This is a genomic window from Antarctobacter sp. (assembly GCF_048262615.1).
In the GTDB taxonomy this organism is placed as follows: domain Bacteria; phylum Pseudomonadota; class Alphaproteobacteria; order Rhodobacterales; family Rhodobacteraceae; genus Antarctobacter.
The window spans coordinates 155940-180085 of sequence record NZ_JBLXFB010000005.1; the positions used below are offsets into that span (position 1 = coordinate 155940).

At 64.2% G+C, this 24146-nt stretch carries 21 protein-coding genes; 16 read left to right on the forward strand and 5 right to left on the reverse strand.

The annotated features are described in order from the left end of the window. Positions 1-262: 262 nt before the first annotated feature. Positions 263-1183 (forward strand): manganese-dependent inorganic pyrophosphatase, encoded by a 921-nt coding sequence (locus ACN0S5_RS07840; protein ID WP_417207561.1) that lies wholly within the window; start codon positions 263-265, stop codon positions 1181-1183. 124 nt (positions 1184-1307) lie between these two features. Here the strand turns inward: ACN0S5_RS07840 and sfsA are convergent, their stop codons facing one another. Beyond that, on the reverse strand, positions 1308-2015 hold the full coding sequence (gene sfsA / locus ACN0S5_RS07845; RefSeq protein WP_417207562.1) for a DNA/RNA nuclease SfsA: 708 nt from the start codon (positions 2013-2015) through the stop codon (positions 1308-1310). Positions 2016-2063: 48 nt separating this feature from the next. On the opposite strand from sfsA, the gene ACN0S5_RS07850 reads away from it, so the two are divergent. The 4 genes from ACN0S5_RS07850 (at position 2064) to ACN0S5_RS07865 (ending at position 5118) form a co-directional block, all read left to right on the forward strand. After that, positions 2064-2798: a competence/damage-inducible protein A gene (locus ACN0S5_RS07850; protein WP_417207563.1), complete on the forward strand. Its 735-nt coding sequence runs from the start codon at positions 2064-2066 to the stop codon at positions 2796-2798. An 88-nt stretch (positions 2799-2886) separates the two neighbouring features. Beyond that, positions 2887-3624, forward strand: a complete 738-nt coding sequence (locus tag ACN0S5_RS07855) for a GNAT family N-acetyltransferase (RefSeq protein WP_417207564.1) — start codon at positions 2887-2889, stop codon at positions 3622-3624. After that, positions 3621-4190, forward strand: coding sequence for a peroxidase-related enzyme (locus ACN0S5_RS07860; protein WP_417207565.1), 570 nt, complete (start codon positions 3621-3623; stop codon positions 4188-4190). The genes ACN0S5_RS07855 and ACN0S5_RS07860 overlap by 4 nt, the downstream gene beginning before the upstream one ends. Next, positions 4162-5118, forward strand: a complete 957-nt coding sequence (locus tag ACN0S5_RS07865) for an OmpA family protein (protein ID WP_417207566.1) — start codon at positions 4162-4164, stop codon at positions 5116-5118. The genes ACN0S5_RS07860 and ACN0S5_RS07865 overlap by 29 nt, the downstream gene beginning before the upstream one ends. 53 nt (positions 5119-5171) lie before the next feature. Here ACN0S5_RS07865 and ACN0S5_RS07870 read toward each other — a convergent pair whose 3' ends face one another. Continuing rightward, complete coding sequence (locus ACN0S5_RS07870; RefSeq protein WP_323769629.1) at positions 5172-6077, reverse strand: LysR family transcriptional regulator; 906 nt, start codon at positions 6075-6077, stop codon at positions 5172-5174. A 208-nt stretch (positions 6078-6285) separates the two neighbouring features. Between ACN0S5_RS07870 and ACN0S5_RS07875 the strand changes: the two genes are divergently transcribed. Further along, positions 6286-6729 (forward strand): DUF4399 domain-containing protein, encoded by a 444-nt coding sequence (locus ACN0S5_RS07875; RefSeq protein WP_417207567.1) that lies wholly within the window; start codon positions 6286-6288, stop codon positions 6727-6729. 98 nt (positions 6730-6827) lie between these two features. Here the strand turns inward: ACN0S5_RS07875 and ACN0S5_RS07880 are convergent, their stop codons facing one another. Together ACN0S5_RS07880 and ACN0S5_RS07885 are read right to left on the reverse strand one after the other, a co-directional pair. Further along, entirely contained in the window at positions 6828-7388 is a 561-nt protein-coding gene (locus tag ACN0S5_RS07880; RefSeq protein WP_417207568.1) for a type 1 glutamine amidotransferase domain-containing protein, read from the reverse strand. 106 nt (positions 7389-7494) lie between these two features. Next, entirely contained in the window at positions 7495-9519 is a 2025-nt protein-coding gene (locus ACN0S5_RS07885; protein ID WP_417207570.1) for an FAD-dependent oxidoreductase, read from the reverse strand. A 146-nt stretch (positions 9520-9665) separates the two neighbouring features. Between ACN0S5_RS07885 and ACN0S5_RS07890 the strand changes: the two genes are divergently transcribed. From ACN0S5_RS07890 to rlmH, 6 genes are all read left to right on the forward strand, one after another. Continuing rightward, a complete protein-coding gene (locus ACN0S5_RS07890; protein WP_417207571.1) occupies positions 9666-10757 on the forward strand; it encodes a hypothetical protein in 1092 nt (363 codons plus the stop codon). A gap of 50 nt (positions 10758-10807) precedes the next feature. Beyond that, positions 10808-11803 carry a deoxyribose-phosphate aldolase gene (gene deoC, locus ACN0S5_RS07895; RefSeq protein WP_417207572.1) on the forward strand — a complete coding sequence of 332 codons (996 nt, stop codon included), beginning with the start codon at positions 10808-10810 and terminating at the stop codon, positions 11801-11803. A gap of 4 nt (positions 11804-11807) precedes the next feature. After that, positions 11808-12095 (forward strand): hypothetical protein, encoded by a 288-nt coding sequence (locus tag ACN0S5_RS07900; protein ID WP_417207574.1) that lies wholly within the window; start codon positions 11808-11810, stop codon positions 12093-12095. After that, the gene (locus tag ACN0S5_RS07905) at positions 12095-14431 is read left to right on the forward strand and encodes an aldehyde dehydrogenase family protein (RefSeq protein ID WP_417207575.1); all 2337 of its coding nucleotides are present in this window, start codon (positions 12095-12097) and stop codon (positions 14429-14431) included. Before ACN0S5_RS07900 ends, ACN0S5_RS07905 begins: the two co-directional genes overlap by 1 nt. A gap of 280 nt (positions 14432-14711) precedes the next feature. Then, complete coding sequence (gene rsfS / locus ACN0S5_RS07910) at positions 14712-15065, forward strand: ribosome silencing factor (protein WP_417207576.1); 354 nt, start codon at positions 14712-14714, stop codon at positions 15063-15065. Between the two features lie 3 nt (positions 15066-15068). Beyond that, positions 15069-15539: a 23S rRNA (pseudouridine(1915)-N(3))-methyltransferase RlmH gene (rlmH, locus tag ACN0S5_RS07915; protein WP_417207577.1), complete on the forward strand. Its 471-nt coding sequence runs from the start codon at positions 15069-15071 to the stop codon at positions 15537-15539. Between the two features lie 10 nt (positions 15540-15549). Here rlmH and ACN0S5_RS07920 read toward each other — a convergent pair whose 3' ends face one another. Further along, the gene (locus tag ACN0S5_RS07920) at positions 15550-16353 is read right to left on the reverse strand and encodes an undecaprenyl-diphosphate phosphatase (RefSeq protein WP_417207578.1); all 804 of its coding nucleotides are present in this window, start codon (positions 16351-16353) and stop codon (positions 15550-15552) included. Between the two features lie 227 nt (positions 16354-16580). Between ACN0S5_RS07920 and ACN0S5_RS07925 the strand changes: the two genes are divergently transcribed. The 4 genes from ACN0S5_RS07925 to gltB all read left to right on the forward strand — a co-directional run bounded on the left by ACN0S5_RS07925 (position 16581) and on the right by gltB (position 23965). After that, on the forward strand, positions 16581-18017 hold the full coding sequence (locus ACN0S5_RS07925) for an NAD(P)-dependent oxidoreductase (RefSeq protein ID WP_417207579.1): 1437 nt from the start codon (positions 16581-16583) through the stop codon (positions 18015-18017). A 143-nt stretch (positions 18018-18160) separates the two neighbouring features. Further along, positions 18161-18889, forward strand: coding sequence for a hypothetical protein (locus tag ACN0S5_RS07930; RefSeq protein ID WP_417207580.1), 729 nt, complete (start codon positions 18161-18163; stop codon positions 18887-18889). Beyond that, entirely contained in the window at positions 18886-19335 is a 450-nt protein-coding gene (locus tag ACN0S5_RS07935; protein ID WP_417207582.1) for a GFA family protein, read from the forward strand. Before ACN0S5_RS07930 ends, ACN0S5_RS07935 begins: the two co-directional genes overlap by 4 nt. Before the next feature lie 94 nt (positions 19336-19429). Further along, on the forward strand, positions 19430-23965 hold the full coding sequence (gene gltB / locus ACN0S5_RS07940; RefSeq protein WP_417207583.1) for a glutamate synthase large subunit: 4536 nt from the start codon (positions 19430-19432) through the stop codon (positions 23963-23965). Positions 23966-24146: the final 181 nt, after the last annotated feature.

Genomic DNA, 24146 nt, shown 5'->3' on the forward strand with positions numbered 1-24146 from the left:
CCTGCGGCTGTGGACCCCCGCCCCGGACCCGATCCGGGGCCTCTCGCCGTTGCTCTGGCGGACTGCCCAATTCCTAACCAAAGGTAAATTCGCCTCTGTAACCCATTGATTTTTCATGACCGCCCCTCTGTCCACGCGTGGACACCCCCGCCACCGCCCGGATCGGCCCCAAGGTCGCACCCCCTTCACGCGGGGTGACAAGAGGATGCCGCGCGGCTATGAGGCCCGCAAATTCGACCTATCCAGCCAATAAGGATTCCCCATGACCACGCAGGTTTTCGGCCACAAATCCCCCGACACCGACAGCACCGGCAGCCCGATCATCTGGGCCTGGTATCTCTCCGAGATCAAGGGTGAGCCCGCCAAGCCCGTCCTGCTGGGCGAGCCCAACACCGAGGCCGCCTTCATGCTGACCCACTGGGGCCTCGACAAGCCCGAGATCATCTCGGACGTGGCCGAGGGCGCGCCGGTTGTCATCGTCGACACCAACAACCCCGCCGAACTGCCCGCCTCGATCAACTCCGCAGATATCCGCGCCATCATCGACCACCACAAGCTGGTCGGCGGGCTGGAAACCAAGGGCCCGATCGACATCACCGTGCGTCCCCTCGCCTGCACCGCCACCATCATGGTCGACCTGATGGGCGACGACGCCGCCAAGATGCCCGAGGCGATCAAAGGCGCGGCCCTGACCTGCATCCTGTCCGACACGCTGGAATTCCGCTCTCCCACCACCACCGACCACGACAAGGCCGTGGCCCAAAAGCTGGCCGCCGATCTGGGTGTGAACATCGCCGAGTTCGCCGCGCAGATGTTTGCCGCCAAATCCGATGTCTCGGCCTTTTCCGACGCCGACCTGATCCGCATGGACAGCAAGGAATACGAAGTCGACGGCACCAAGTTCCGCGTCTCGGTCCTTGAAACCACCGCGCCGGAAATCCCGCTGGGCCGCAAGGACAGCCTGATGGCAACCTACAAGACCGTGCAGGCCGAGGACGGCGTCGACGAGGTGCTGCTGTTTGTCGTGGACATCCTGAAAGAAGAGGCCACCCTGCTGGTCCCCAACGACCTTGTCAAAGGCGTGGCCGAGAAAAGCTTTGGCGCGACCGTGGCCGGCGACACCGTGGTCCTGCCGGGCATCATGAGCCGCAAGAAACAGATCATCCCGAACCTCAAGGTGTGAGGCGGCGGCCCCTTGCGGGCTGCGGTAACAGTCCAATTGCACGGGGGCCTGTCGGCCCCCGTTCAGTATTGTGCGGGTGGGGGCTTTGCCCCCGTCGCCTGCGGCGCCTCCCCTAGGAATATTTTCAGACAGAAGAAACGGGAAGCGGCAGGCCCAGACCGATCCCGTCCGGTGAGATCCGACAGCCCAGCGCCATCGCTTCGACGCCGGCCGCGCGGGCCTTGGCGAAACCTGACGCATAGGCCGGGTCAATGTCCGAGGCCAGCGTCACCCGTGTGCAATCGGTCCGCTGCACAAGGTAGAGCATGACGGCGCGGTGCCCTTGCCGGGCCATCGTCGCCAGTTCACCCAGATGTTTTGTCCCGCGCGCGGTCACGCTGTCGGGAAACTCGGCGAGGCCGGGGGTGCGCGACAGGGTGACGGATTTCACCTCGACATAGGTGTCGGGCCGCCCTTCTCCGGTCAGCAGAAAGTCGATGCGGCTGTTTTCGCCGTATTTCACCTCTGGCCGGACAAGGTCATAACCGTCGAGACCCGCGACCTCTCCGGCCATCAGCGCGGCCTTGAGCACCTTGTTCGGCACGCCGGTATCGACGCCGGTAAAGTGTCCACCGCCGTGATCCACCAGCCGCCACGCCCATTTGAGTTTCCGCTTGGGATCGTCGTTCGGTTCCAGCCAGATGCGCAGGCCCTCGTCCTTCATCCCCAGCATGCTGCCGGGGTTGGCCACATGGGCCGTCACCTCGCGCCCGTCCTCAAGCAGACAGTCGGCGAGAAAGCGTTTGTAGCGGCGCAGCAGCGTCGCCGGGACGAGAGGGGTTTGAAAGCGCATGGCCCGGCCCTATACCGTAGCGCGACGCACGCGCCAAGGAGCCAGCCCATGCCCAATCCCACCGCCGCCATGCTGGTCATCGGGGACGAGATCCTGTCGGGCCGCACACGGGATTCGAACATGCACCATCTGGCGCAGGAATTCACCAAACACGGCATCGATCTGAAGGAAGTGCGCGTGGTGTCGGACGACCGTGCGGCGATCATCGCCGCCGTCAAGGCGCTGAGTGACGGGTTCGACCATGTGGTGACCTCTGGCGGCATCGGCCCGACCCATGACGATATTACAGCGCCCTGCGTGGCCGAGGCCTTTGGCGTGGCGATCACCGTGCGCGACGACGCGCGCGCCATCCTACAGGCGCATTACGACCGACAGGGCACAGAACTGAACGAGGCGCGTCTGCGCATGGCGCGTATCCCGGACGGCGCAACGCTGATCGAGAACCCGGTGTCTGCCGCGCCCGGTTTCACACTGGGCAATGTGCACGTCATGGCCGGTGTGCCATCGGTGTTTCAGGCGATGGTGTCCAGCGTGTTGCCGGGCCTGACCGGCGGCCAGCCGCTTTTGTCCCAGACCCTGCGGATAGAGCGCGGTGAGGGTGATATCGCCGGGCCGCTCAGCGATCTGGCCGGGCGATATCCGGACCTGTCCATCGGCTCGTACCCCTATCAGCGCAACGGCGTCTACGGGGCCAATGTGGTGATCCGGGGCGGTGAGGGCAGCCGAATCGACGCTGCCATGGCCGATCTGCTGGCGCTGTTTCCCGAGGCGGTCGCACACTGAGCGGCGGTCGGGCGCGCAGGCCGCATGGACAGCCCCCGCGGCAACAGCCATAACACCGGCACCCCTGTGTTAACTTTTGGCCGCTGTCATGCCCGACGACTGTTCTTCCTTCTTTGACGCGCTCGACGCCACCTGGCCCGCCGCGGCCAAAATCAATGCCGGTCCTTGGATACTGCGCGAAGGGCGCGGCGGCGGCAAACGCGTCTCGGCGGCCACCGCGCGGGGCGACTGGCGCGAGGACGATCTGTCGGCGGCGGAAAAATCCATGACGCTGCTGGGGCAAAACCCGCTGTTCATGATCCGCCCCGGCGAAGAGGCGCTGGATAGCGCGCTGAAGACACGCGGCTATACCCTGATCGACCCGGTTCAGCTATGGGTCGCGCCGATTGACCGGCTGACCGATCTCAGGCTGCCCCGCGTCACCGCCTTTGCCATCTGGGAGCCGCTGGCCATCATGCGCGAAATCTGGGAGACGGGCGGCATTGGCGCCGCACGCCAGAGGATCATGGAACGCGCCGCGCTGCCCAAGACCGGCATCCTTGGCCGGGTGTCGGACAAACCCGCAGGCGCGGCCTTTTGCGCGGTGCAGGGTGAGACCGCCATGGTCCACGCGCTGGAGATTGCCTCTGAGCATCGGCAAAAGGGGCTGGGCGGCTGGATGATGCGCTGCGCCGCGCTCTGGGCGGCGGATCAGGGTGCAACCCGCATCGCCGTCGCCGCCACCAAAGAAAATACCGGGGCCAACGCGCTTTATGCCACCTTGAAGATGGAGGTGGCCGGGCATTACCATTACCGGATACGCAACGCTGAAAGCGAGGACTTGTGACCGACGCCCTTCCCACCGCGCTGAACCTGCCGATGGCAGACCCATTGCCGGACGCCACGCAGAAATATTTCGACATCTGTCAGGAAAAGCTGGGCATGGTGCCCAACGTGCTGCGGGCCTATGCCTTTGACGTCGCCAAGCTGGACAGCTTTACCGCGATGTACAATGAGCTGATGCTGGCGGACAGCGGCCTGTCCAAGCTGGAGCGCGAGATGATCGCCGTGGTGGTGTCCGCCGTGAACCGCTGCTTTTACTGCCTGACCGCGCATGGCGCGGCGGTGCGCGAATTGTCCGGCGACCCCAAGCTGGGGGAGATGCTGGTGATGAACTGGCGCGTCGCGGATCTGAGCCACCGGCACCGCGCGATGTTGAAATTCGCCGAAAAAATGACCGTTGCCTCGTCCGAGGTGGCCGAGTTTGACCGTGAGGCGCTGCGCGATGCCGGGTTCTCAGAGCGTGACATCTGGGACATTGCCAATGTCGCCGGGTTTTTCAACATGACGAACCGCGTCGCAAGCGCCACAGACATGCGTCCGAATGACGAGTACCACGCGCAGGCGCGCTGAGGCGCTTGGTCTGATCCTGTGGCTGGCACTGGCTGCGGGCAGCCATGCCTTGGCGCTTGACCTGTCGTTGCCGCCCGGTGCGCAGCAAAGCTTTGGCACCGTGCAGTCGCCCGGTGCCTACGCCCTGCCGACCGGGCCGTGGAAAAACGGCACCGTGGCGGTGGAACGGGTCGAAGGGCGGGTCGAGGTGGCCGCATGGCATATTCCGGGCAATGACGACACGCCGTTCCAGTTGATCAAACCCTTGCGGGATGCGCTGATTGCCGATGGCTTCAGGATCGTGCTCGACTGTCGGGCGCGGGCCTGCGGAGGATTCGATTTCCGCTTTGCCACGCTGGTGCTGCCCGCGCCGGAAATGTTCGTCGATCTGACGGATTTCCATTTTGTCTCGGCCCTGTCTGACGATCAGGGCGCGGTGTCGATCCTGACCAGCCGCGACGCACGGTCCGGCTATATCCAGATCATCCGCGCCGGGGGCACCGCAGGGGACATTGTCGGGGGTATCAAGCCCAGCGCCAAACCCGCGTCGGTCGGACCGGTCGTCAAAGCGCAGGGGATTGCCGAACAGCTGGATACCAACGGCCACGTGATCCTGAGCGATCTGGTGTTCGAGACCGGCTCAACCACGCTGGGCGCGGGGCGTTTCGCGTCGCTGGATGCCATCGCCGCCTATCTTGCGCAGAACCCGTCGCGGCGCATCCTGTTTGTCGGGCATACCGACGCCACAGGATCGCTGGACGCCAATCGCAACGTCTCCCTGCGCCGCGCAGAGGCGGCGGTGCGCTACCTGCGCGACCGCCACAACTCCTCTGCCAACCAGATCGACGCTCAGGGGGCGGGATACCTTGCCCCGGTGGCGTCAAACCTGACGCCCGAGGGGCGCGAGGCGAACCGCCGCGTCGAGGCGGTGTTGATCTCGACGGAATAAGCGCGCCGGGCATATTCACCCGACGCGCAATCTCAACAATAGGTGGCGTCAGATCACCAGCTTTGCGGGCCTTTTTCGGCAAAGGCATGCACCAGAAAGTCGATAAAGGCGCGGACCTTGGGCTGGGTGAAGCGGCCCGGCGGGTAGACCGCATAGATCCCCTGCATCTCGATCGGCAGGTCGGGGATCGCATCCTCGACCAGACCGGCCTCCATCGCCTCATTGTACAGGTAGGAAGGCAGATAGGCGATGCCGAGACCCGCAATACAGGCGTTCAGCAGCGACTGACCGTCGTTTACCGTCAGCCAGCCCGCCGTCCGCACCTGACGCTTTTCGCCCGACGGGGCGGTCAGCTTCCACACGTTGCCAGAGGACTGGTTGGAATAATGCAGCAGTTTGTGCTCGTTCAGATCGTCGATCCGCTGCGGGCGTCCGAATTTCTGGAAATACGAGGGCGAGGCAATCATCCGCTTGGTCGTTTCGGTCAGCTTGCGCGCGCGCAGGGTGCTGTCCTCCAGTTCTCCGATGCGGATCGCCATGTCGAACCCTTCAGAGATCAGTTCCACGTAGCGGTTGTTCAGCACCATGTTCACGGTGATGTCGGGGAATTCGGCCAGAAACTCGCCCAGCACCGGGCTGAGGTGATTCACGCCGAAATCCGTGGCGACCGAGATCCGCAACAGGCCCGAGGGCGCGGATTGCATCGAGGTCACCAGAGCGTCCGCCTCACCGGCGTCGTTCAGGACGCGGCGGGCGCGGTCGTAATAGGCCAGACCGATCTCTGTCGGTGAGACTCGGCGTGTGGTGCGGTTCAAAAGACGTGCGCCCAGCCGCGCCTCCAGACTCGAAACATGCTTCGAGACCGCGGATTTGGAAATCCCCATCTTCTTGGCGGCGTCAGTGAAACCGCCCTGATCCACAACCGTGGCAAAGGCCTCCATTTCGGTCAGACGATCCATACCGGTCTCCGTTCAACTAAACATTCCTCCAGCAGCTATGCTTTTGAACTGGGGCGCAACTTGGGCAATGAGGCGACAATTGAGGGGTAATCGCGTTCTCTGTTTGCCGTACCGAAACGGAAAACACCTGACCGAAGGACCGCGAAAGTGTAGTCTGCCCGCACGATTGCCGTGACGTCAGAAGTTATTTTCAGGGAGGACCAAAACCATGTTCCGAAACATCGCCTGCGCGGCTGCGCTTGTCATTGCCCCGCTTGCTGTCTGGGCCGAATCCACGCCGGCCCCGGATGACGCATCCGTCTATTTCATCAACATCGCTGACGGGGATACCGTGACCAGCCCGGTCGCGATCCAGTTTGGCCTGTCGGGCATGGGGGTCGCACCTGCGGGCACCGACAAGGAATTCACCGGCCACCATCACATCCTGATCGACCGCGCGCCCTATGGTGAAGGGGACGAGGACGCAGAGTTCGCCGAGTACGGCATTCCCGGCGACGACAACCACCGGCATTTCGGTGGGGGCCAGACAGAGGTCATGCTGGGACTCGATCCCGGCACGCATACCCTGCAACTGGTGCTGGGGGACATGAACCACATCCCGCACAACCCGTCGGTCGTCTCGGAATACATCACCATCACCGTCTCGGAATAACCCCGGCGCGACGGGCCAAAGACGGGCCAAAAATGCAAAGGGGCGCGCCGCAGATGCGACGCGCCCCGTCTTGTCGAACCACTTGGGTCAAGCGACGATCAGGCCGCTTTCTGGTTGTGACGGCCCTCTTCGATCTCTTCGACGATCTTCGAGACAAAATCCTTGAGGTCGTCGGGATTGCGGCTGGTGACGATACCACTGTCGGCCACAACCGGCTGGTCCACCACCCGCGCGCCCGCGTTCTTGAGGTCAGTGCGGATCGACGGATAGGCGGTCATTTCGCGGCCTGCCACGATGTCGGCCTCAATCAGCACCCAAGGGGCGTGACAGACGGCGGCAATCACCTTGCCCTGTCTGGCAAAGGCCCGCACCAGCGCGATCACCGGTGCCTCTACCCGCAGCAGATCGGGATTGATCTGGCCGCCGGGAATGACCAGCGCATCATATTGGGTGGGGTCGGCATCGGCGATCTTCAGATCGGCTTCAGCCTCGCGGCCCCAGTCAGAGCCTTCCCACCCCTTGATGGACGCGCCGTCCAGCGTGGCCACATGGACCTCAGCGCCCTTGCTGCGCAGTTGGTCGCGCGGAAACTCCAGTTCCGACTGTTCAAAGCCATGGGTCGCGATAATCAGGATCTTCGAGCCAGCGATATTCGGCATGGAATGCCTCCTTTCGTTGCTGTGTCTGATACAGCAACGTCCCGACCAGAGGCCTGTTCCATCGTCGCGGGGATTTCCGGGCGGGGACGTTCCCGCCCGGACAGGGTTACAGCCTGGCCGCCAGCCGGGTGCCCTGATCAATCGCCCGCTTGGCATCCAGTTCCGAGGCGACATCCGCGCCGCCGATCACATGGGTTTCAACGCCCTTGTCGATCAGCGCATCGGCCAGCGACCGTTCACTGACCTGCCCGGCGCACAGCACGATCGTGTCGCAGGCAATCACCTCGGGGCGCTCACGCGCCTCGCCATAGCTGACGTGCAGGCCCGCGTCGTCGATACGCTCATAATTGACGCCGCTGCGCATATCGACGCCCTTCATCTTGAGCGCGGCGCGGTGAATCCAGCCGGTTGTCTTGCCCAGACGCTTGCCCGGACGTTCCGCCTTGCGCTGCAACAGCACCACGTCACGCTCTGCCGCATCGGGTTGCGGCCCTTCGGGGGCAAGGCCGGACCGCGCCTCGGCCGGGTCGGTCACGCCCCATTCGCGCATCCAGTCGGGCAGGCTTTCGGTTGGGCTGTCGCCGGTCACAAGGAACTCGGCCACGTCAAAGCCGATGCCGCCCGCCCCGATCACGGCCACGCGTTTGCCCACCCCGGCCCCGTGACGCAATACGTCGATGTAGCCTTTGACCGATGGGTGATCCTGACCGGGGATCTGCGGATCGCGTGGCAACACACCGGTGGCGACAATGACCGCGTCAAAGCCCGCCAATGTGTCCGTCGTTGCCTCGGTGCCAAGTTGCAGCTCTACGCCCGCATCCGCGACCATGGCGGCAAACCAGTCCACCAGACCGTGAAACTCTTCCTTGCCCGGCACCTGCTTGGCCATATTCAACTGACCGCCGATCTGGTCGGCCTTGTCGAACAGCGTCACGTCATGCCCCCGCTGCGCCGCCGTGATCGCCGCCGACAGGCCCGCAGGCCCCGCGCCCACCACCGCGACCCGGCGCGGCGCATCGGTCTTTTCCACCACCAGTTCGGTCTCGAACCCCGCGCGTGGGTTCACCAAACAGCTAGAGACCTTGCCCGCAAAAGTGTGATCCAGACAGGCCTGATTGCAGGCGATACAGGGCGCGATCAGATGTGACTTGCCGCCCGCCGCCTTGGCCACGAAATCCGGATCGGCAAGGAATGGCCGCGCAAGGCTGACCATATCGGCGCAGCCTTCGGCCAGCACCTGTTCGGCCACCTGAGGCGTGTTGATCCGGTTCGAGGTGATCAGCGGAATCCCCACCTTGCCCATCAGTTTCTGCGTCACCCATGCAAAGGCGCGGCGCGGCACAGAGGTGGCGATGGTGGGAATGCGCGCCTCGTGCCAGCCGATGCCGGTGTTGATGATGGTGGCCCCCGCCGTCTCGATGGCCTGCGCCAGCGTCACCACCTCTTCGAAGGTCGAGCCATTGGGGATCAGGTCAATCATCGACAGCCGGTAGATCACGATGAAATCATCCCCCACGGCGGCCCGCACCCGGCGCACCACCTCGACCGGCAGGCGCATCCGGTTCTCATAGCTGCCGCCCCAGCGGTCGGTGCGCTTGTTGGTATGGGTGACAAGGAACTGATTGAGGAAATACCCCTCGGAGCCCATCACCTCGACCCCGTCATAGCCCGCCTCGCGCGCCCGCACGGCGGAGGTGACGATATCCGCGATCTGCTTTTCGATGCCCTCTTCGTCCAGTTCCTTGGGCGGAAACGGCGAAATCGGCGATTTCACCGGGGACGGCGCCACACATTCCGGCCCGTAGGCATAGCGCCCCGCATGCAGGATCTGCATGGCGATCTTGCCGCCCGCGTCATGAACCCGGTCCGTCACCATCCGGTGATTGGCGATGTCCTGCGGCGTGAACAGCCCCGCCGCGCCGGGAAAGACGCCGCCCTCGCGATTGGGGGCCATGCCGCCCGTCACCATCAGCCCGACATCGCCGCGCGCCCGCGTGGCGTAGAATTCGGCCACCCGGTTCCAGTCCCCCCGCTCTTCAAGGTTGGTGTGCATCGACCCCATCAACACGCGGTTCTTCAGTGTGGTAAAGCCGAGGTCGAGCGGGCTCAAAAGATGCGGATAATCGGTCATGGTGTCCTCCCGGTTCCTTGGTGGCCACATCACATCATGGCGGTTACGCTGTCACGATCTACGTCACGTCATGGCGTCGGGAGATCAGTGCTTTACCCGGTGGCAATGCTGGTCTAGCGATCTTGCCGCAACGCGGGGACCACAAGATGAGCGATTTTGCCACCCTTAGCCTGACCGGCAGCGGCCTGACCCGCACCCCGCGCGTGCGGCCCGCCAAACGCGCGGAGGGCTATCTTGACCGCTTCGACGCATCGACGCTCTGGCTGGACGCGGTCTGGCATGACGGCGCGGTTGTGCTGATCTGCCCGCGCCTGAACAACCTCAAACGCGCGGTATCCGGCGCGATATTCAGCGTGGATGGCACAGAGGTCCGCCCGCGTTTCACACGCTATTACCGTCACACGCTGATCCGCCTGCCCGCAGCAACCCGCCCCGGCACCGTCAGCGTGCAGATCGGCGACTGGCGGGCAGAGACGGTCGTTAATGGCCCCGACACGCAGCTTGACGCGTGCAATGTCCTGATGACCCTGTCAAAGGACAATCACCCGGACTGGATCGAGGACTGGGGCCGCTTTCACATCGCCCGGCACGGCGCGGATGCGGTGCTGTTTGTCGACAACGGATCGCAGACATGGGGACCGGACCAGATCCGCCCCGCACTGGAACGGGCCGGGTTCCGGACAATCGTTCTGCTCTCGACCCCGCTGCGCTACGGCCCGCGCGGGCTGCCCCCCTTTCTCAATGCCGAACTGTTCCTGCAAACCGGCGTGCTGAACGCGCTGCAATTCCGGTTCCTGCAAGGCGCGCGGGCGGTGCTGAACTGCGATGTGGACGAACTGGTGATGACGCCGGGGCGCTCTGTCTTTGACGCGGCGGTCGCCAGCCGACAGGGTTTTGTCAGCTTTCCCGGCCGCTGGGTCCATCCCGCGCCCGACGACGACGGCTGGCCCGCGCACGCACGGCACACCCATCGCGATGACCCGCTCAAACCCTGCCCGTCGAAATGGTGCGTCGTCCCCAACGGGCCGCTCAGAGGCTATCAGTGGCGCGCGCACGGGTTGGAACGGCTGCCCTTTGCGGGCCGGTTTCAGGCGGACAACGCGTGGTTCTACCATTGTCGCAATGTCACCAACGGCTGGAAATCGCTGAAGCGCACGCAGGTTCGTGGCGGCACCGTCCCGGACACAGAGTTGCAGGCGGCCCTGGCAGAGGCGGCCCTGCCTCAGCGTTCCGCTTGAAATGGCGCGCCTGCGGGGGCAGGTTCAAGACAAACGCAATTGGAGGCGACATGACCACCGGCACCGCCCAGACAGACAAGACCGCGCATCTGCCGCAGGTCCACGAGGCGCGCAACCCCGGCATGGCGCTGGACATGGACTGGGTCCGGGCGGCCCGCGCCAACCGGTCGGCGATTGAGCGGCGCGCCAGCACCCTGCCCGGCAGACGCTCGGTCAAGAAGGACTATCAGGCCGCGTGGCTGGCCCGCGCGATTTCCTGCATCGACCTGACCACACTGGCAGGCGACGATACCCCCGGACGCGTGGCGCGTCTGTGTGCCAAGGCGCGCCAGCCGGTCCGCGCCGACCTGCTGAAGGCGTTGGGGCTGGAGGGGCTGACCGTGGGCGCGGTCTGCGTCTACCATGACATGATCGAGCCTGCGGTGAAGGCGCTGGAGGGCTCGGGCATCCCGGTGGCCGCCGTCTCGACCGGGTTTCCGGCGGGCCTGTCGCCGTTCCATCTGCGGGTGGCAGAGATCGAGGAAAGCGTGAAGGCGGGTGCGCAAGAGATCGACATCGTGATTTCCCGCCGCCTTGTCCTGCGCGGCGACTGGCAGGGCCTGTATCAAGAAATGTGCGCCTTTCGCGCCGCCTGTGGTGAGGCGCACGTCAAGGCGATCCTCGCCACTGGCGAGTTGGGCACCTTGCAAAACGTGGCGCGCGCGTCGCTGGTCTGCATGATGGCGGGGGCCGATTTCATCAAGACCTCGACCGGCAAGGAGCCGGTGAACGCCACCCTGCCGGTCAGTCTGGTGATGATGCGCGCGATCCGCGAATATCATGACCGCACCGGCTATCGCGTCGGGTACAAACCGGCGGGCGGTATCTCCAAGGCCAAGGACTCGCTGGTCTACCTGTCGATGATCAAAGAGGAACTGGGCGACCGCTGGCTGCGCCCGGATCTGTTCCGCTTTGGCGCGTCCTCGCTGCTGGGCGATATCGAACGGCAGCTGGAACACCACGTCACCGGGGCCTATTCGGCATCCTGGCGGCACGCGATAGGCTAGACCGATGCAGATGACGCCGGAATGGTCCTTGATGATGGTGGCGGTCTTCCTTGTGATGGGGGCCGCCAACTGGCGACGTCGCCGCCTGAGACGGGCAACGCGCGACCTGCCCACCCGGCTGTTCCGGCAGCTTGGGCCAGAGCCGGAATTTATGCCGCCCGAAGAGGTGCCAGAGGAATTGCAAGACTATGCAACCCTGCACAAGCGCAGCCTGCGGGTGCAACATGCGATCTGGGGACTGGCGCTGATCTGGATGGGCTGGGTGGCCTCGCTTGGGATGGGAATGCTGTAATGACCGTAAAAGAGATCTTCGAAACCATGGATTATGGCCCCGCCCCCGAAAGCGCCGGGGATGCGCTGGCATGGATTGTCGATCAGGGCTCGCGCTTTGGGCATTTCATCGACGGCAGCTTTACCGAACCGGGCGAAAGTTTCGACAGCCGCAACCCGGCAACGGGTGAGGTGCTGGCAACGCTGACGCAGGCCACGCAGGCCGATGTGGACGCAGCCGTCGCCGCCGCGCGCAAGGCACAGCCGAAATGGGAAAAGCTGGGCGGGCCGGGACGCGCCCGCTATCTGTACGCGCTGGCGCGGCTGTTGCAGAAACACGCGCGGCTGTTTGCGGTGCTGGAAACGCTCGACAACGGCAAACCCATCCGGGAAAGCCGCGACATCGACATTCCGCTGGCGCAGCGGCATTTCTACTATCACGCGGGCATGGCGCAACTGATGGACAGCGAACTGCCCGACGCCCGCGCGCTGGGTGTCTGCGGACAGATCGTGCCATGGAACTTTCCGCTGCTGATGCTGGCGTGGAAGATCGCCCCGGCGCTGGCCATGGGCAACACCGTTGTGCTGAAACCGGCGGAGTGGACCTCGCTCACGGCGCTGCTGTTTGCGGACATCTGCCAACAGGCGGGCCTGCCCAAAGGCGTGGTCAACATCGTCACCGGCGACGGCGCGGTGGGAGAGATGATCGTCGCTGCCGAGGTGGACAAGATCGCCTTTACCGGCTCGACAGAGGTGGGCCGCAAGATCCGCGCCGCAACGGCGGGACGGGCCATTTCCCTGACGCTGGAGCTGGGCGGGAAATCGCCCTACATCGTCTTCGAGGATGCCGATATCGACAGCGCGATCGAGGGGCTGGTGGACGCCATCTGGTTCAATCAGGGGCAGGTCTGCTGCGCCGGGTCGCGCCTGTTGGTGCAGGAAGGTATCGCCGAGGAATTCCATGACCGATTGCGCACCCGGATGGACAAGCTGCGCATCGGCAACCCCTTGGACAAATGCATCGACGTGGGCGCGTTGGTCGATCCGGAGCAGGTCCGCCGGGTCGAGGCGCTGGTCTCTGGCTCTGACGGGACGGTCTATCGCGCCAACTGCGATCTGCCAGAGGGCTGCTACTATCCGCCGACGCTGATCTCTGGCCTCTCTCCTGCCTCACCTCTGATGCAGGAGGAAATCTTTGGCCCGGTGCTGGTTTCCACCACCTTCCGCACGCCGTCAGAGGCGGTCGAGGTGGCCAACAACACGCGCTACGGGCTGGCCGCCAGCCTCTGGTCCGAGAACATCAACACCGCGCTGGACATCGCGCCGCAGTTGGTTGCAGGCGTGGTCTGGGTCAACGGCACCAACATGTTCGACGCCGCCGCAGGCTTTGGCGGGGTCCGCGAAAGCGGCTTTGGCCGTGAAGGCGGCTGGGAGGGCCTGCGCGCCTACACCCGCACAGGCGACAAACCCAAACCGCAAAAGCAGATCGCCCCGTTCACCGGCAACAGCGCCGAACCGCAGCCCGTGGACCGCACCGCCAAGCTGTATATCGGCGGCAAGCAGGCGCGCCCCGACGGCGGCTATGCCCGCAATGTCTACGACGCCAAGGGCCTGTTGATCGGGCAGGCCCCCATCGCCAACCGCAAGGATATCCGCAACGCGGTCGAGGCGGCGCGCGCCGCGGGCGGCTGGGCCAAGGCCACGGCACACAATCGCGCGCAGGTCCTGTATTACATCGGCGAAAACCTGTCCGCGCGCGCGGGGGAATTCGCCACGCTGATCGACCGGCTGACCGGCGGCAAGACCGGCAAGGCTGAGGTCGAAACAGCTGTGAACCGGCTGTTCACCTACGCAGCATGGGCGGACAAGTTCGACGGTGGCGTGCGCAGCGTGCCGCTGCGCGGTGTGGCGCTGGCGATGAACGAACCCTGTGGCGTGATCGGCGCGCTGTGCCCGGATGAGGCCCCGCTGCTGGGCCTGATCTCTGTCATGGCCCCGGCCATCGCGATGGGCAACCGCGTGATCCTTGTGGCCTCAAACCCCTTTCCGCTGGCGGCGCTGGAGTTCTATCAGGTGCTGGAAACCTCCGACGTGCCGGGCGGCGTGGTCAACATCCTCACCGGATCGCACGCGGAACTGGCCCCGACGCTGGCCACACATATGGACATCGAAGCAGTCTGGAGCTTTTCGTCCACCGACCTTGCGCAGGTCATCGAAAGCGGCGGCGCGGGCAATCTGAAACGCACATGGGTCAACAACGGACAGGCCCGTGACTGGCACGGCCCGGCAGGCGAAGGCCGCGCCTTTCTGGAGGCCGCTACAGAGGTCAAGACGGTCTGGGTGCCCTACGGGGCCTGACCGGCGGCGACGTAACCCGGCAAAAACCGCGCGCCCCGCGCCCATATTGATGCCTCAATAACGTCATCCAACCCCCGGAATGCCGAAGCGCGCGGCAGTTTGCGCACATGTCGACACCCCGCCGACGCCATGACATTGAGAATTTACATTCGCGGTGCTATCTTTATGACACGGCTTGGCGTCCGGGCATTGGACGCGTGCAAAGACAAAGGAGGACATTGTCCTGTCTTCGACGACACTTGCGGCACATGCCGCTGATCACGGCCGGGGAATCTCGGCCATGGCGCAGGGCCTCCCGACCGCAGAGACACTTCTTGCGGCGGTGCTCGAAACCCTCTCTGACAACAAGGCCGAGGATATCGTGCAGATCGACCTGCGCGGTAAAACCGCCGTTTGCGATTACATGGTGATCGCATCGGGCCGGTCGTCGCGCCAGGTTGCGGCGCTGTCAGAAAAGCTGGCGGATGAACTCAAACAGAACCATGGCGTGCTGTGCACTCTTGAAGGCAAAGGCGCAGGGGACTGGGTGCTGATCGATGCGGGTGACGTGGTGATCCACGTGTTCCGTCCCGAGGTGCGTGAGTTCTATCAGCTTGAAAAGATGTGGGCACCGATGACGGCCGCTCAGGCCTGATTGGTGCGCCTGCATCTGTGCGTGGTTGGCCGGCTCCGGAAGGGGCCGGAAAAGGCGCTTGTTGACGACTATATTACCCGGTTCGACCGAACGGGCCGGGCGTTTGGCCTTGGTCCCGCGCAGGTGACAGAGGTCGAGGACCGCAAGGGCGGCGGCATGAGCGCCGAGGCCGCACTGCTGCGGCGCGCAATCCCCTCTGGGGCGCGCATCTGTGCGCTGGATGAACGCGGGCAGACATGGTCATCGCCTGAATTTTCCCAAAAACTGGCGGGCTGGCGCGACACCGGCACGCAGGATCTGGCCTTGGTGATCGGCGGGGCGGACGGGATCGACCCCGCCCTGCGGGCCGAGGCGCAGGATCTGATGTCCTTCGGGCCGATGGTCTGGCCGCATATGCTGGTGCGGGTCATGCTGGCCGAGCAACTGTACCGCGCGGCCTCGATCCTTGCGGGCGCGCCCTATCACCGGGTCTGACCGGGCGGGTTCAGCGATAGGCGATCCACAGCAGGACAACGCCAAGAACAACCCGGTAGATCACGTAGGGCGTAAAGCTGACCGACCGCAACAAGCGCATCATCAGCCAGAGCGCCCCCAGCGCCGAGACAAAGGCCAGCGCCGCCGCAATCGCCCCGTCGCGCGCAGCCTGCGCGTCCGCCGTGCTGACCACTTCGGCCCCCAGCAAGACGGCGGAGGCGATGATGGTCGGGATCGACATCAGCATCGCCAGTTTCGCACCATCGTGCCGGTTGTACCCCAACTGCCGCGCCGCTGTGATCGTGATCCCGGACCGCGAGGTGCCGGGGATCAGCGCCACCGCCTGCCACATGCCCATGATGACCGCGTCCCGCAGGTTCCAGTCCGTTGCGACCTTGGCTTGTGCGCCCCGCATGTCGGCCCAATACAGCACAAGACCAAAGATCAGCATGGTCCACCCGATCACCGCGACCGAGCGCAGCATGTCATCCAGACCCGTCAGTTTCAGCGCAAGGCCGACAACAATCACCGGGATCGTCGCCACAAGCAGCAAAAAGGCCAACCGAGCACCCGGCGTGTCGATCCGCCCGGTCGCAAGGCGCAAGGTGCCCACCGCCGCGTCTTTCACGTCGGACCGGAAGTACAGGATCACGGCAAAAAGCGTGCCAAGGTGCACGGCGACGTCGATCACCTGCCCCTGATCCTGCATCCCGGTCAGATTCGGCAAGAGAATCAGGTGACCTGAGGAAGAAATCGGCAGGAACTCGGTAACCCCTTGGATCAGGGCAAGAATCAGGAGTTGCGTGAATGGCATTATCGGCGTCCAATTCATATTGAGGGCTTCGGTATAACCCCTTGTTTCGCAGGAGAAAGAGGCTATTTAGGTCCGAATCGGACGCAAATACTGTCGCCGAGTGGGGGAAATTCGCGGGAAATCCGAAAAGAAAGGCATTATAGGTCAGTACTTGTGACTTTTATTCTTCCGGAAGCTTTTGTAAAGAGGCCGGGACTGACGTGAGATCACCTGAAAAGGGATATGGAATGGCCAAGCAGCCGATGCTGAAATTTGTCGACGTTGCGCGTGAAATGCCCGCCAAGCGGGACGCCTCTGTCCGTCGCACCGACTTTGACGAAATCTATGCGGAATACGCCGACGCCAAGGCCACAGAGCAATCCGCACGGTGCAGCCAGTGCGGCGTGCCCTATTGCCAGACCCATTGCCCGCTGCACAACAACATCCCCGACTGGCTGCGCCTGACCGCGACAGGCCGGCTGGAAGAAGCCTATGAGGTCAGTCAGGCGACCAATACCTTCCCCGAGATCTGTGGCCGCATCTGCCCGCAGGACCGCCTGTGCGAAGGCAACTGCGTGATCGAACAGTCGGGCCACGGCACCGTGACCATCGGCTCGGTCGAGAAATACATCACCGACACCGCTTGGGAAAAGGGCTGGGTCAAGCCGATCTCTCCGGCGCAGGAACGCACCGAAAGCGTTGGCATCATCGGTGCCGGCCCCGGCGGGCTTGCCGCCGCCGACATGCTGCGCCGCGCCGGTGTGCAGGTCACCGTCTACGACCGGTATGACCGCGCGGGCGGGCTGCTGACCTATGGCATCCCCGGCTTCAAGCTGGAAAAGGACATTGTCACGCGCCGCAACGATCAGCTGGAACAGGGCGGCGTGCGCTTTGTCCTGAACTGCACCGTCGGCAAGGACCTGTCGTTCGAGGAAATCCGCGCTCAGCACGATGCGGTCATCATCGCCACCGGTGTCTACAAATCGCGTGATCTGGTCGGACCGGGCGCGGGGGCCAAGGGTATCGTGCGTGCCATCGACTATCTGACCGCCTCCAACCGGGCGTCGAACTTTGGCGACAGCGTGCCGGAATTCGACAGCGGTGAGCTGAACGCCAAGGGCAAGAAAATCGTCGTGATCGGCGGTGGCGATACCGCGATGGACTGTGTCCGCACCGCGATCCGTCAGGGGGCCACCAGCGTCAAATGCCTGTACCGCCGCGACCGCGCCAATATGCCGGGATCGCAGCGCGAAGTGCAGAACGCCGAAGAAGAAGGCGTGCAGTTCGAATGGCTGACCGCCCCCAAAGGCTTCAAAGGGGAGCCGGTGAGCGCCGTTGTCGTCGAGAAGATGCGCCTTGGCCAGCCGGATGCCACCGGTCGCCAGCGTCCTGAGGTTATCGAAGGGTCTGACTATGACGAACCCGCCGATATCGTCATCAAGGCGCTGGGGTTTGAGCCCGAAGAGCTGCCGACGCTCTGGGGCTGCCCGGAACTGGAAGTGACGCGCTGGGGCACCGTCAAGGCCGAGTTCACCAGTGGCCGAACCACCCTGCCCGGCGTCTATGCCATCGGCGATATCGTGCGCGGTGCCAGCCTTGTGGTCTGGGCAATCCGCGACGGGCGCGACTGCGTCGAAGCGGTTCTTCAGGATATGACGGCGAAAGCAGCCGTCGCAGCGGAATAAGCCCCGGATTTGCACAAAAGGCAGGTTTTACGCGCATCCAAGGCGCAAAACCTGCCAAACCGGGCACCGAAATCTGGTCTGATGCCATCGGTGCCTGAAAACTGTGAACAAGGTCCGGAAGCCTGACTCGGGAGGGCGGAAAGTTGAGAGACGGGAAAACGATCATTGCCGCAATCGCGGGTCTGCCGGTGCTGCTGACGCTTGCCTCTGCGGCGGCGGCGCAGGTACAGGGCGGACTGTTCACCCCGCCCGAGGGCTGTGAAACCTATATGACCGTGCAGTCGCGCAGTTGCAGCGTGACCAATCACTTCATCTGCCCCCAGATCGACCCGGAGCACAGGTTCCGCGCCGATTTCGGTGAGGCCGGTCCCTATTTCTACAGCCACATCGACGGTGACGCGCAATGGATCGCAAGCGGTCCGCCAGAGGCCCCGACGCGGACCCGCACCGTCACCCCGATGACCGACCCCGGCAGCGTGTCAGAACTGATCGAAACCGGCGTGGACAGCTTTGATTTCTACCAGCAGGACGACGAAGAGGGCCGCACGCGGGTCTCTGGGTATGACCGCATCGTCGGAGAGGTCGAAATCGACGGCGAACCGCTGTACCGCACCGAATTCGAAATGACCCGCCGTGACGAAGACGGCCGCGTGATCGAACATGTGCGCGGCAAGGAATACGTCTCTGCCCTGCACAAAAGGTTCTTTGCGGGCTTTGCAACGGATGTCACAGCGGACGAACGCGAAACCAATGCCCGTGACCGCAGCCCGGTGGATTTCATCTATCCCGATGAACCCGGCTTTCGCGGCACCTATCCGCGCTATGACTGCGACCTGATGAGCGCCCTTCCCTTTTCGGAGGACGCGGCATGAGCATGCGCACGGGCGGCTGTATGTGCGGCGCGGTGCGGTTCACCGCGCGCGAGGTGCCGACACAGGTCGGCGCCTGCCACTGTGAGATGTGCCGCCGCTGGACCGGATCGGCGCTGATCGGCGTGACCGTGGCGCTGGAGAACCTGAGCTGGGAAGACGAAACTCACCTTGGCCGCATCCAGTCAAGCGACTGGGCAGAGCGCGGTTTTTGCACCCGCTGCGGATCGGGGATGTTTTTCCGCGTCACGATGGCGTCGGACTATTCCGGCGACATCGAATTGCCCCTTGGAGTCTTTGATGACGCCGACGGGTTCAAGATGACCAATGAAATCTACATCGACATCAAACCCGACAGTTTCGCCTATGACGGCCAGTCGGGCCACAAACTGATGACGCGGGCCGAGTGTCACGCAAAATTCGGCGTTCTGGCAGAGACCGCCGACTGAGTTAATTTCGGCAGGACGCTCTCGCAGTTGGGATCGCCGCCATGACAGAAGAAGCCGGGCCGCCGAGGCGGTCCATGAACGGAGGGCTTGAGCCATGACCAAATTCGACGCCGACTGGGTACGGGCCGAGGAAACCAAGCGTAAGTGGATGGCCGAAAACGGCATGTACCACGAGAGCGAGGAGCACAGCTCTTGTGGGGTGGGACTTGTCGTCAGCATTGACGGCAAGGCATCGCGCCGCGTGGTCGAGGCCGGGATTTCCGCGCTCAAGGCGGTCTGGCACCGGGGCGCGGTCGACGCCGATGGCAAGACCGGCGACGGCGCGGGCATCCACGTGCAGATCCCGACCCCCTTCTTCTATGACCAGATCGGTCGCACCGGCCATACGCCCCGCAAGAATGAGCTGATGGCCGTGGGTCAGGTGTTCCTGCCGCGCACCGACTTTGGCGCGCAGGAAACCTGCCGGACCATCGTCGAAACCGAAGTCCTGCGCATGGGCCACTACATCTATGGCTGGCGCCACGTGCCGGTCCACGTCGAGGTTCTGGGCGAAAAGGCCAATGCCACACGCCCCGAAATCGAGCAGATCATCATCTCGAACGCCAAGGGCGTGGACGAAGAGACCTTTGAGCGGGAGCTGTACGTGATCCGCCGCCGGATCGAAAAGGCGGCGGCGGCGGTCGGTATCGGCCAGTTGTACATCGCCTCGCTGTCCTGCCGGTCGATCATCTACAAGGGCATGATGCTGGCCGAGCAGGTGGCGGAATTCTATCCCGACCTTCAGGACGAACGCTTTGAAAGCGCCTTTGCCATCTATCACCAGCGCTATTCGACCAACACCTTCCCCCAGTGGTGGCTGGCCCAGCCGTTCCGCATGCTGGCCCACAACGGCGAAATCAACACGCTGAAGGGCAACGTCAACTGGATGAAAAGCCATGAGATCCGCATGGCCTCTTCGGCCTTTGGCGACATGGCAGAGGATATCAAGCCGATCGTGCCGAACGGGTCGTCCGACTCGGCGGCGCTGGATTCGGTGTTCGAGGTGCTGGTCCGTGCCGGACGCAGCGCGCCGATGGCCAAGACGATGCTGGTGCCGGAATCCTGGTCCAAGCAGGCGGTGGAACTGCCGCAGGCCTGGCGCGACATGTATTCTTACTGCAACTCCGTGATGGAGCCGTGGGACGGCCCCGCGGCGCTGGCGATGACCGATGGCCGCTGGGTCTGTGGCGGTCTGGACCGCAACGGGCTGCGCCCGATGCGCTATGTGGTGACCGGCGACGGGCTGCTGATCGCCGGCTCCGAGATCGGCATGGTGCCAACGGATGAGGCGACAGCCCGCGAAAAGGGCGCGCTTGGACCGGGCCAGATCATCGCCGTCGATATGAAAGAGGGCAAGCTCTACCACGACACCGAAATCAAGAACCGGCTGTCGTCCAACCAGCCGTTCGGCGACTGGGTCGAGAAGATCTCGGAACTGGACACGCCGCTGGCCGCCGTCACCGAAAAGCCGCTGTTCGAGGGTGCAGACCTGCGCCGCCGCCAGATCGCGGCGGGCTACACCATGGAAGAGCTGGAGCAGATCCTTGCGCCCATGGCCGAGGACGCCAAGGAATCGCTGGCCTCGATGGGGGATGACACCCCCAGCGCGGTTCTGTCCAAAAAGTACCGCCCGCTGTCGCACTACTTCCGCCAGAACTTCAGCCAGGTGACGAACCCGCCGATCGACAGCCTGCGCGAATATCGCGTGATGTCGCTGAAGACCCGGTTCGGCAACCTCAAGAACGTGCTGGACGAGGACAGCTCGCAGACCGAAATCCTTGTGCTGGACACGCCGTTCGTGGGCAATGCGCAGTTCGCGGAATTGCAGGTCCATTTCAACGCGCCCTGCGTCGAGATCGACTGTACCTTCAGCGGCGGCCCCGGTGCCCTGCGTGAGGGGCTGGCCCGTATCCGCGCCGAGGCAGAGGACGCGGTGCGCTCTGGCACCGGGCACCTTATCCTGACGGACGAACATTGCGGCCCCGACCGGGTTGCCATGCCGATGATCCTTGCCACCAGCGCGGTCCACAGCCACCTGACCCGCAAGGGCCTGCGCACCTTCTGTAGCCTCAACGTGCGCAGCGCGGAATGTATCGACCCGCATTACTTTGCCGTGCTGATCGGCGCCGGTGCGACCATCGTGAACGCCTATCTGGCCGAGGACAGCCTTGCCGACCGCATCAAGCGCGGCCTGCTGGACATGACCCTGACAGAGGCGGTCGCCCGCTACCGCGAGGCGATTGATCAGGGCCTGCTCAAGATCATGTCCAAGATGGGCATCTCTGTCATCTCGTCCTATCGCGGCGGGTTGAACTTTGAGGCCGTGGGCCTGAGCCGCGCCATGTGCGCGGAATACTTCCCCGGCATGATCTCCCGTATCAGCGGCATCGGCGTCAGCGGCATCCAGAAAAAGGCCGAGGACGTGCATGCGCTTGGCTTTAAATCCGGTCGTGACGTGCTGCCGATTGGCGGCTTTTACAAGGCGCGCAAGTCGGGTGAGACGCACGCCTGGGGCGCGCAGACCATGCACCTGTTGCAGGCCGCCTGCGACCGCGCCTCCTACGAGATGTGGAAGCAGTACTCCAAGGCGATGCAGTCCAACCCGCCGATCCACCTGCGCGACCTGCTGGCGATCAAGCCGCTGGGCAAGTCGATCCCGATTGAAGAGGTGGAATCCATCACCTCGATCCGCAAGCGGTTTGTGACACCGGGCATGTCGCTGGGTGCGCTCAGCCCTGAGGCGCACAAGACCCTGAACGTCGCCATGAACCGCATCGGCGCAAAATCCGACAGCGGCGAGGGCGGCGAGGATCCGGCGCATTTTGTGCCCGAGCCGAACGGCGACAACCCCTCGGCCAAGATCAAGCAGGTGGCCTCGGGTCGCTTTGGCGTCACCGCCGAATACCTCAACCACTGCGAGGAACTGGAAATCAAGGTCGCGCAGGGGGCCAAGCCCGGCGAGGGTGGCCAGTTGCCCGGCATGAAGGTCACCGACCTGATCGCACGGCTGCGGCACTCGACCAAGGGCGTGACGCTGATCTCTCCCCCGCCGCACCACGATATCTATTCCATCGAGGATCTGGCGCAGCTGATCTACGACCTCAAGCAGATCAACCCGCGCTGCAAGGTGACGGTCAAGCTGGTCGCCTCCTCCGGCGTCGGCACCATCGCGGCGGGCGTGGCCAAGGCCAAGGCCGACGTGATCTTGATCTCCGGTCACAACGGCGGCACCGGCGCCAGCCCGGCCACTTCGATCAAATACGCCGGTCTGCCGTGGGAAATGGGCCTGACAGAGGCGCATCAGGTCCTGTCGATGAACAACCTGCGCGACCGGATCACCCTGCGCACCGACGGAGGGCTGCGCACCGGGCGTGACATCGTCATGGCGGCGATGCTGGGGGCCGAAGAATACGGCATCGGCACCGCCGCGCTGATTGCCATGGGCTGCATCATGGTGCGCCAGTGCCAGTCGAACACCTGCCCGGTGGGCGTGTGTACGCAGGATCAGGCCCTGCGCGACAAGTTCACCGGCTCGGCGGACAAGGTGGTGAACCTGATCACCTTCTATGCGCAGGAAGTCCGCGAAATCCTCGCCGAAATCGGCGCGCGCAGCCTCAAAGAGGTGGTCGGTCGCGCCGACCTGCTCAGCCAGGTCTCGCGCGGGTCCGATCATCTTGACGATCTTGACCTCAATCCGCTGCTGATCCGCGTCAACGGGTCCGACGACATTGTCTACGACCGCGCCAAGCCGCGCAACGAGGTGCCCGACACACTGGATGCGGAAATCGTCCGCGACGCCGCCCGCTTCCTGCAAGACGGTGAAAAGATGCAACTGTCCTACGCGGTGATGAACACGCACCGCACCGTGGGCACGCGGGTCTCCAGCCACATCGTGCAGAAATTCGGGATGCGCAACGCGCTGCAACCCGACCACCTGCACGTCAAGCTGACCGGCTCCGCCGGGCAGTCGCTGGGGGCCTTCGCCGCACCGGGCCTGAAACTGGAGGTCTCGGGCGATGCCAACGACTACGTCGGCAAAGGCCTGTCGGGCGGGTTGATCGTCGTGCGTCCGCCGCTGGTCTCGCCGCTTGTCGCGTCTGAGAACACGATCATCGGCAACACCGTGCTGTACGGTGCCACCGACGGGCATCTCTTCGCCTGCGGTCGCGCCGGTGAGCGCTTCGCGGTGCGCAACTCCGGCGCCTCGGTGGTGGTCGAGGGCTGCGGCTCCAACGGCTGTGAATACATGACCGGCGGTCTCGCGGTCATTCTGGGCAGCATCGGCGCCAACTTCGGCGCCGGGATGACCGGTGGCATGGCCTATATCTATGACCCGGAGGGCACCGCGCCGGCGATGATGAACATGGAAGGTCTGGTCACCTGCCCGGTCACGGTCGCCGCATGGGAAGACCAGCTCAAAGGCCTGGTCGAACGCCATGTGCAGGAAACCGGCAGCCGCAAGGCAACCGATATCCGGCAAAACTGGGATCTGGAAAAGGCGCATTTCATTCAGGTCTGCCCGAAAGAAATGCTCGACAAGATCCCGCACCCGCTGGGGATCGAAGACGACCTCGCGGTGCCGGCGGAATAATCCGCCCGGAATAAATCGACCAAAGGCCCGGTCGCGCGACCGGGCCATTTGCGTCTCCACCGGGCGGGGCGCGCCGCCCCCCTGTTTCTTCTGTCCGAAAATATCCCGGGGAGCGCGAGGGGCTGGCCCCTCGCCTGCGCCCACCTCTCGGGCCACACCACGCTCAGGCGTTGGCGGCGGG

Coding starts and splice junctions, on each gene's coding strand:
- ACN0S5_RS07855 (WP_417207564.1), top strand. CDS start 2,887: ATGCCCGACGACTGTTCTTCCTTCTTTGACGCGCTCGACGCCACCTGG.
- ACN0S5_RS07885 (WP_417207570.1), bottom strand. CDS start 9,519: ATGACCGATTATCCGCATCTTTTGAGCCCGCTCGACCTCGGCTTTACC.
- gltB (WP_417207583.1), top strand. CDS start 19,430: ATGACCAAATTCGACGCCGACTGGGTACGGGCCGAGGAAACCAAGCGT.
- ACN0S5_RS07875 (WP_417207567.1), top strand. CDS start 6,286: ATGTTCCGAAACATCGCCTGCGCGGCTGCGCTTGTCATTGCCCCGCTT.
- deoC (WP_417207572.1), top strand. CDS start 10,808: ATGACCACCGGCACCGCCCAGACAGACAAGACCGCGCATCTGCCGCAG.
- ACN0S5_RS07900 (WP_417207574.1), top strand. CDS start 11,808: ATGCAGATGACGCCGGAATGGTCCTTGATGATGGTGGCGGTCTTCCTT.
- sfsA (WP_417207562.1), bottom strand. CDS start 2,015: ATGCGCTTTCAAACCCCTCTCGTCCCGGCGACGCTGCTGCGCCGCTAC.
- ACN0S5_RS07890 (WP_417207571.1), top strand. CDS start 9,666: ATGAGCGATTTTGCCACCCTTAGCCTGACCGGCAGCGGCCTGACCCGC.
- ACN0S5_RS07905 (WP_417207575.1), top strand. CDS start 12,095: ATGACCGTAAAAGAGATCTTCGAAACCATGGATTATGGCCCCGCCCCC.
- ACN0S5_RS07880 (WP_417207568.1), bottom strand. CDS start 7,388: ATGCCGAATATCGCTGGCTCGAAGATCCTGATTATCGCGACCCATGGC.
- ACN0S5_RS07840 (WP_417207561.1), top strand. CDS start 263: ATGACCACGCAGGTTTTCGGCCACAAATCCCCCGACACCGACAGCACC.
- ACN0S5_RS07865 (WP_417207566.1), top strand. CDS start 4,162: ATGACGAGTACCACGCGCAGGCGCGCTGAGGCGCTTGGTCTGATCCTG.
- ACN0S5_RS07870 (WP_323769629.1), bottom strand. CDS start 6,077: ATGGATCGTCTGACCGAAATGGAGGCCTTTGCCACGGTTGTGGATCAG.
- ACN0S5_RS07920 (WP_417207578.1), bottom strand. CDS start 16,353: ATGCCATTCACGCAACTCCTGATTCTTGCCCTGATCCAAGGGGTTACC.
- ACN0S5_RS07850 (WP_417207563.1), top strand. CDS start 2,064: ATGCCCAATCCCACCGCCGCCATGCTGGTCATCGGGGACGAGATCCTG.
- rsfS (WP_417207576.1), top strand. CDS start 14,712: ATGGCGCAGGGCCTCCCGACCGCAGAGACACTTCTTGCGGCGGTGCTC.
- ACN0S5_RS07935 (WP_417207582.1), top strand. CDS start 18,886: ATGAGCATGCGCACGGGCGGCTGTATGTGCGGCGCGGTGCGGTTCACC.
- ACN0S5_RS07925 (WP_417207579.1), top strand. CDS start 16,581: ATGGCCAAGCAGCCGATGCTGAAATTTGTCGACGTTGCGCGTGAAATG.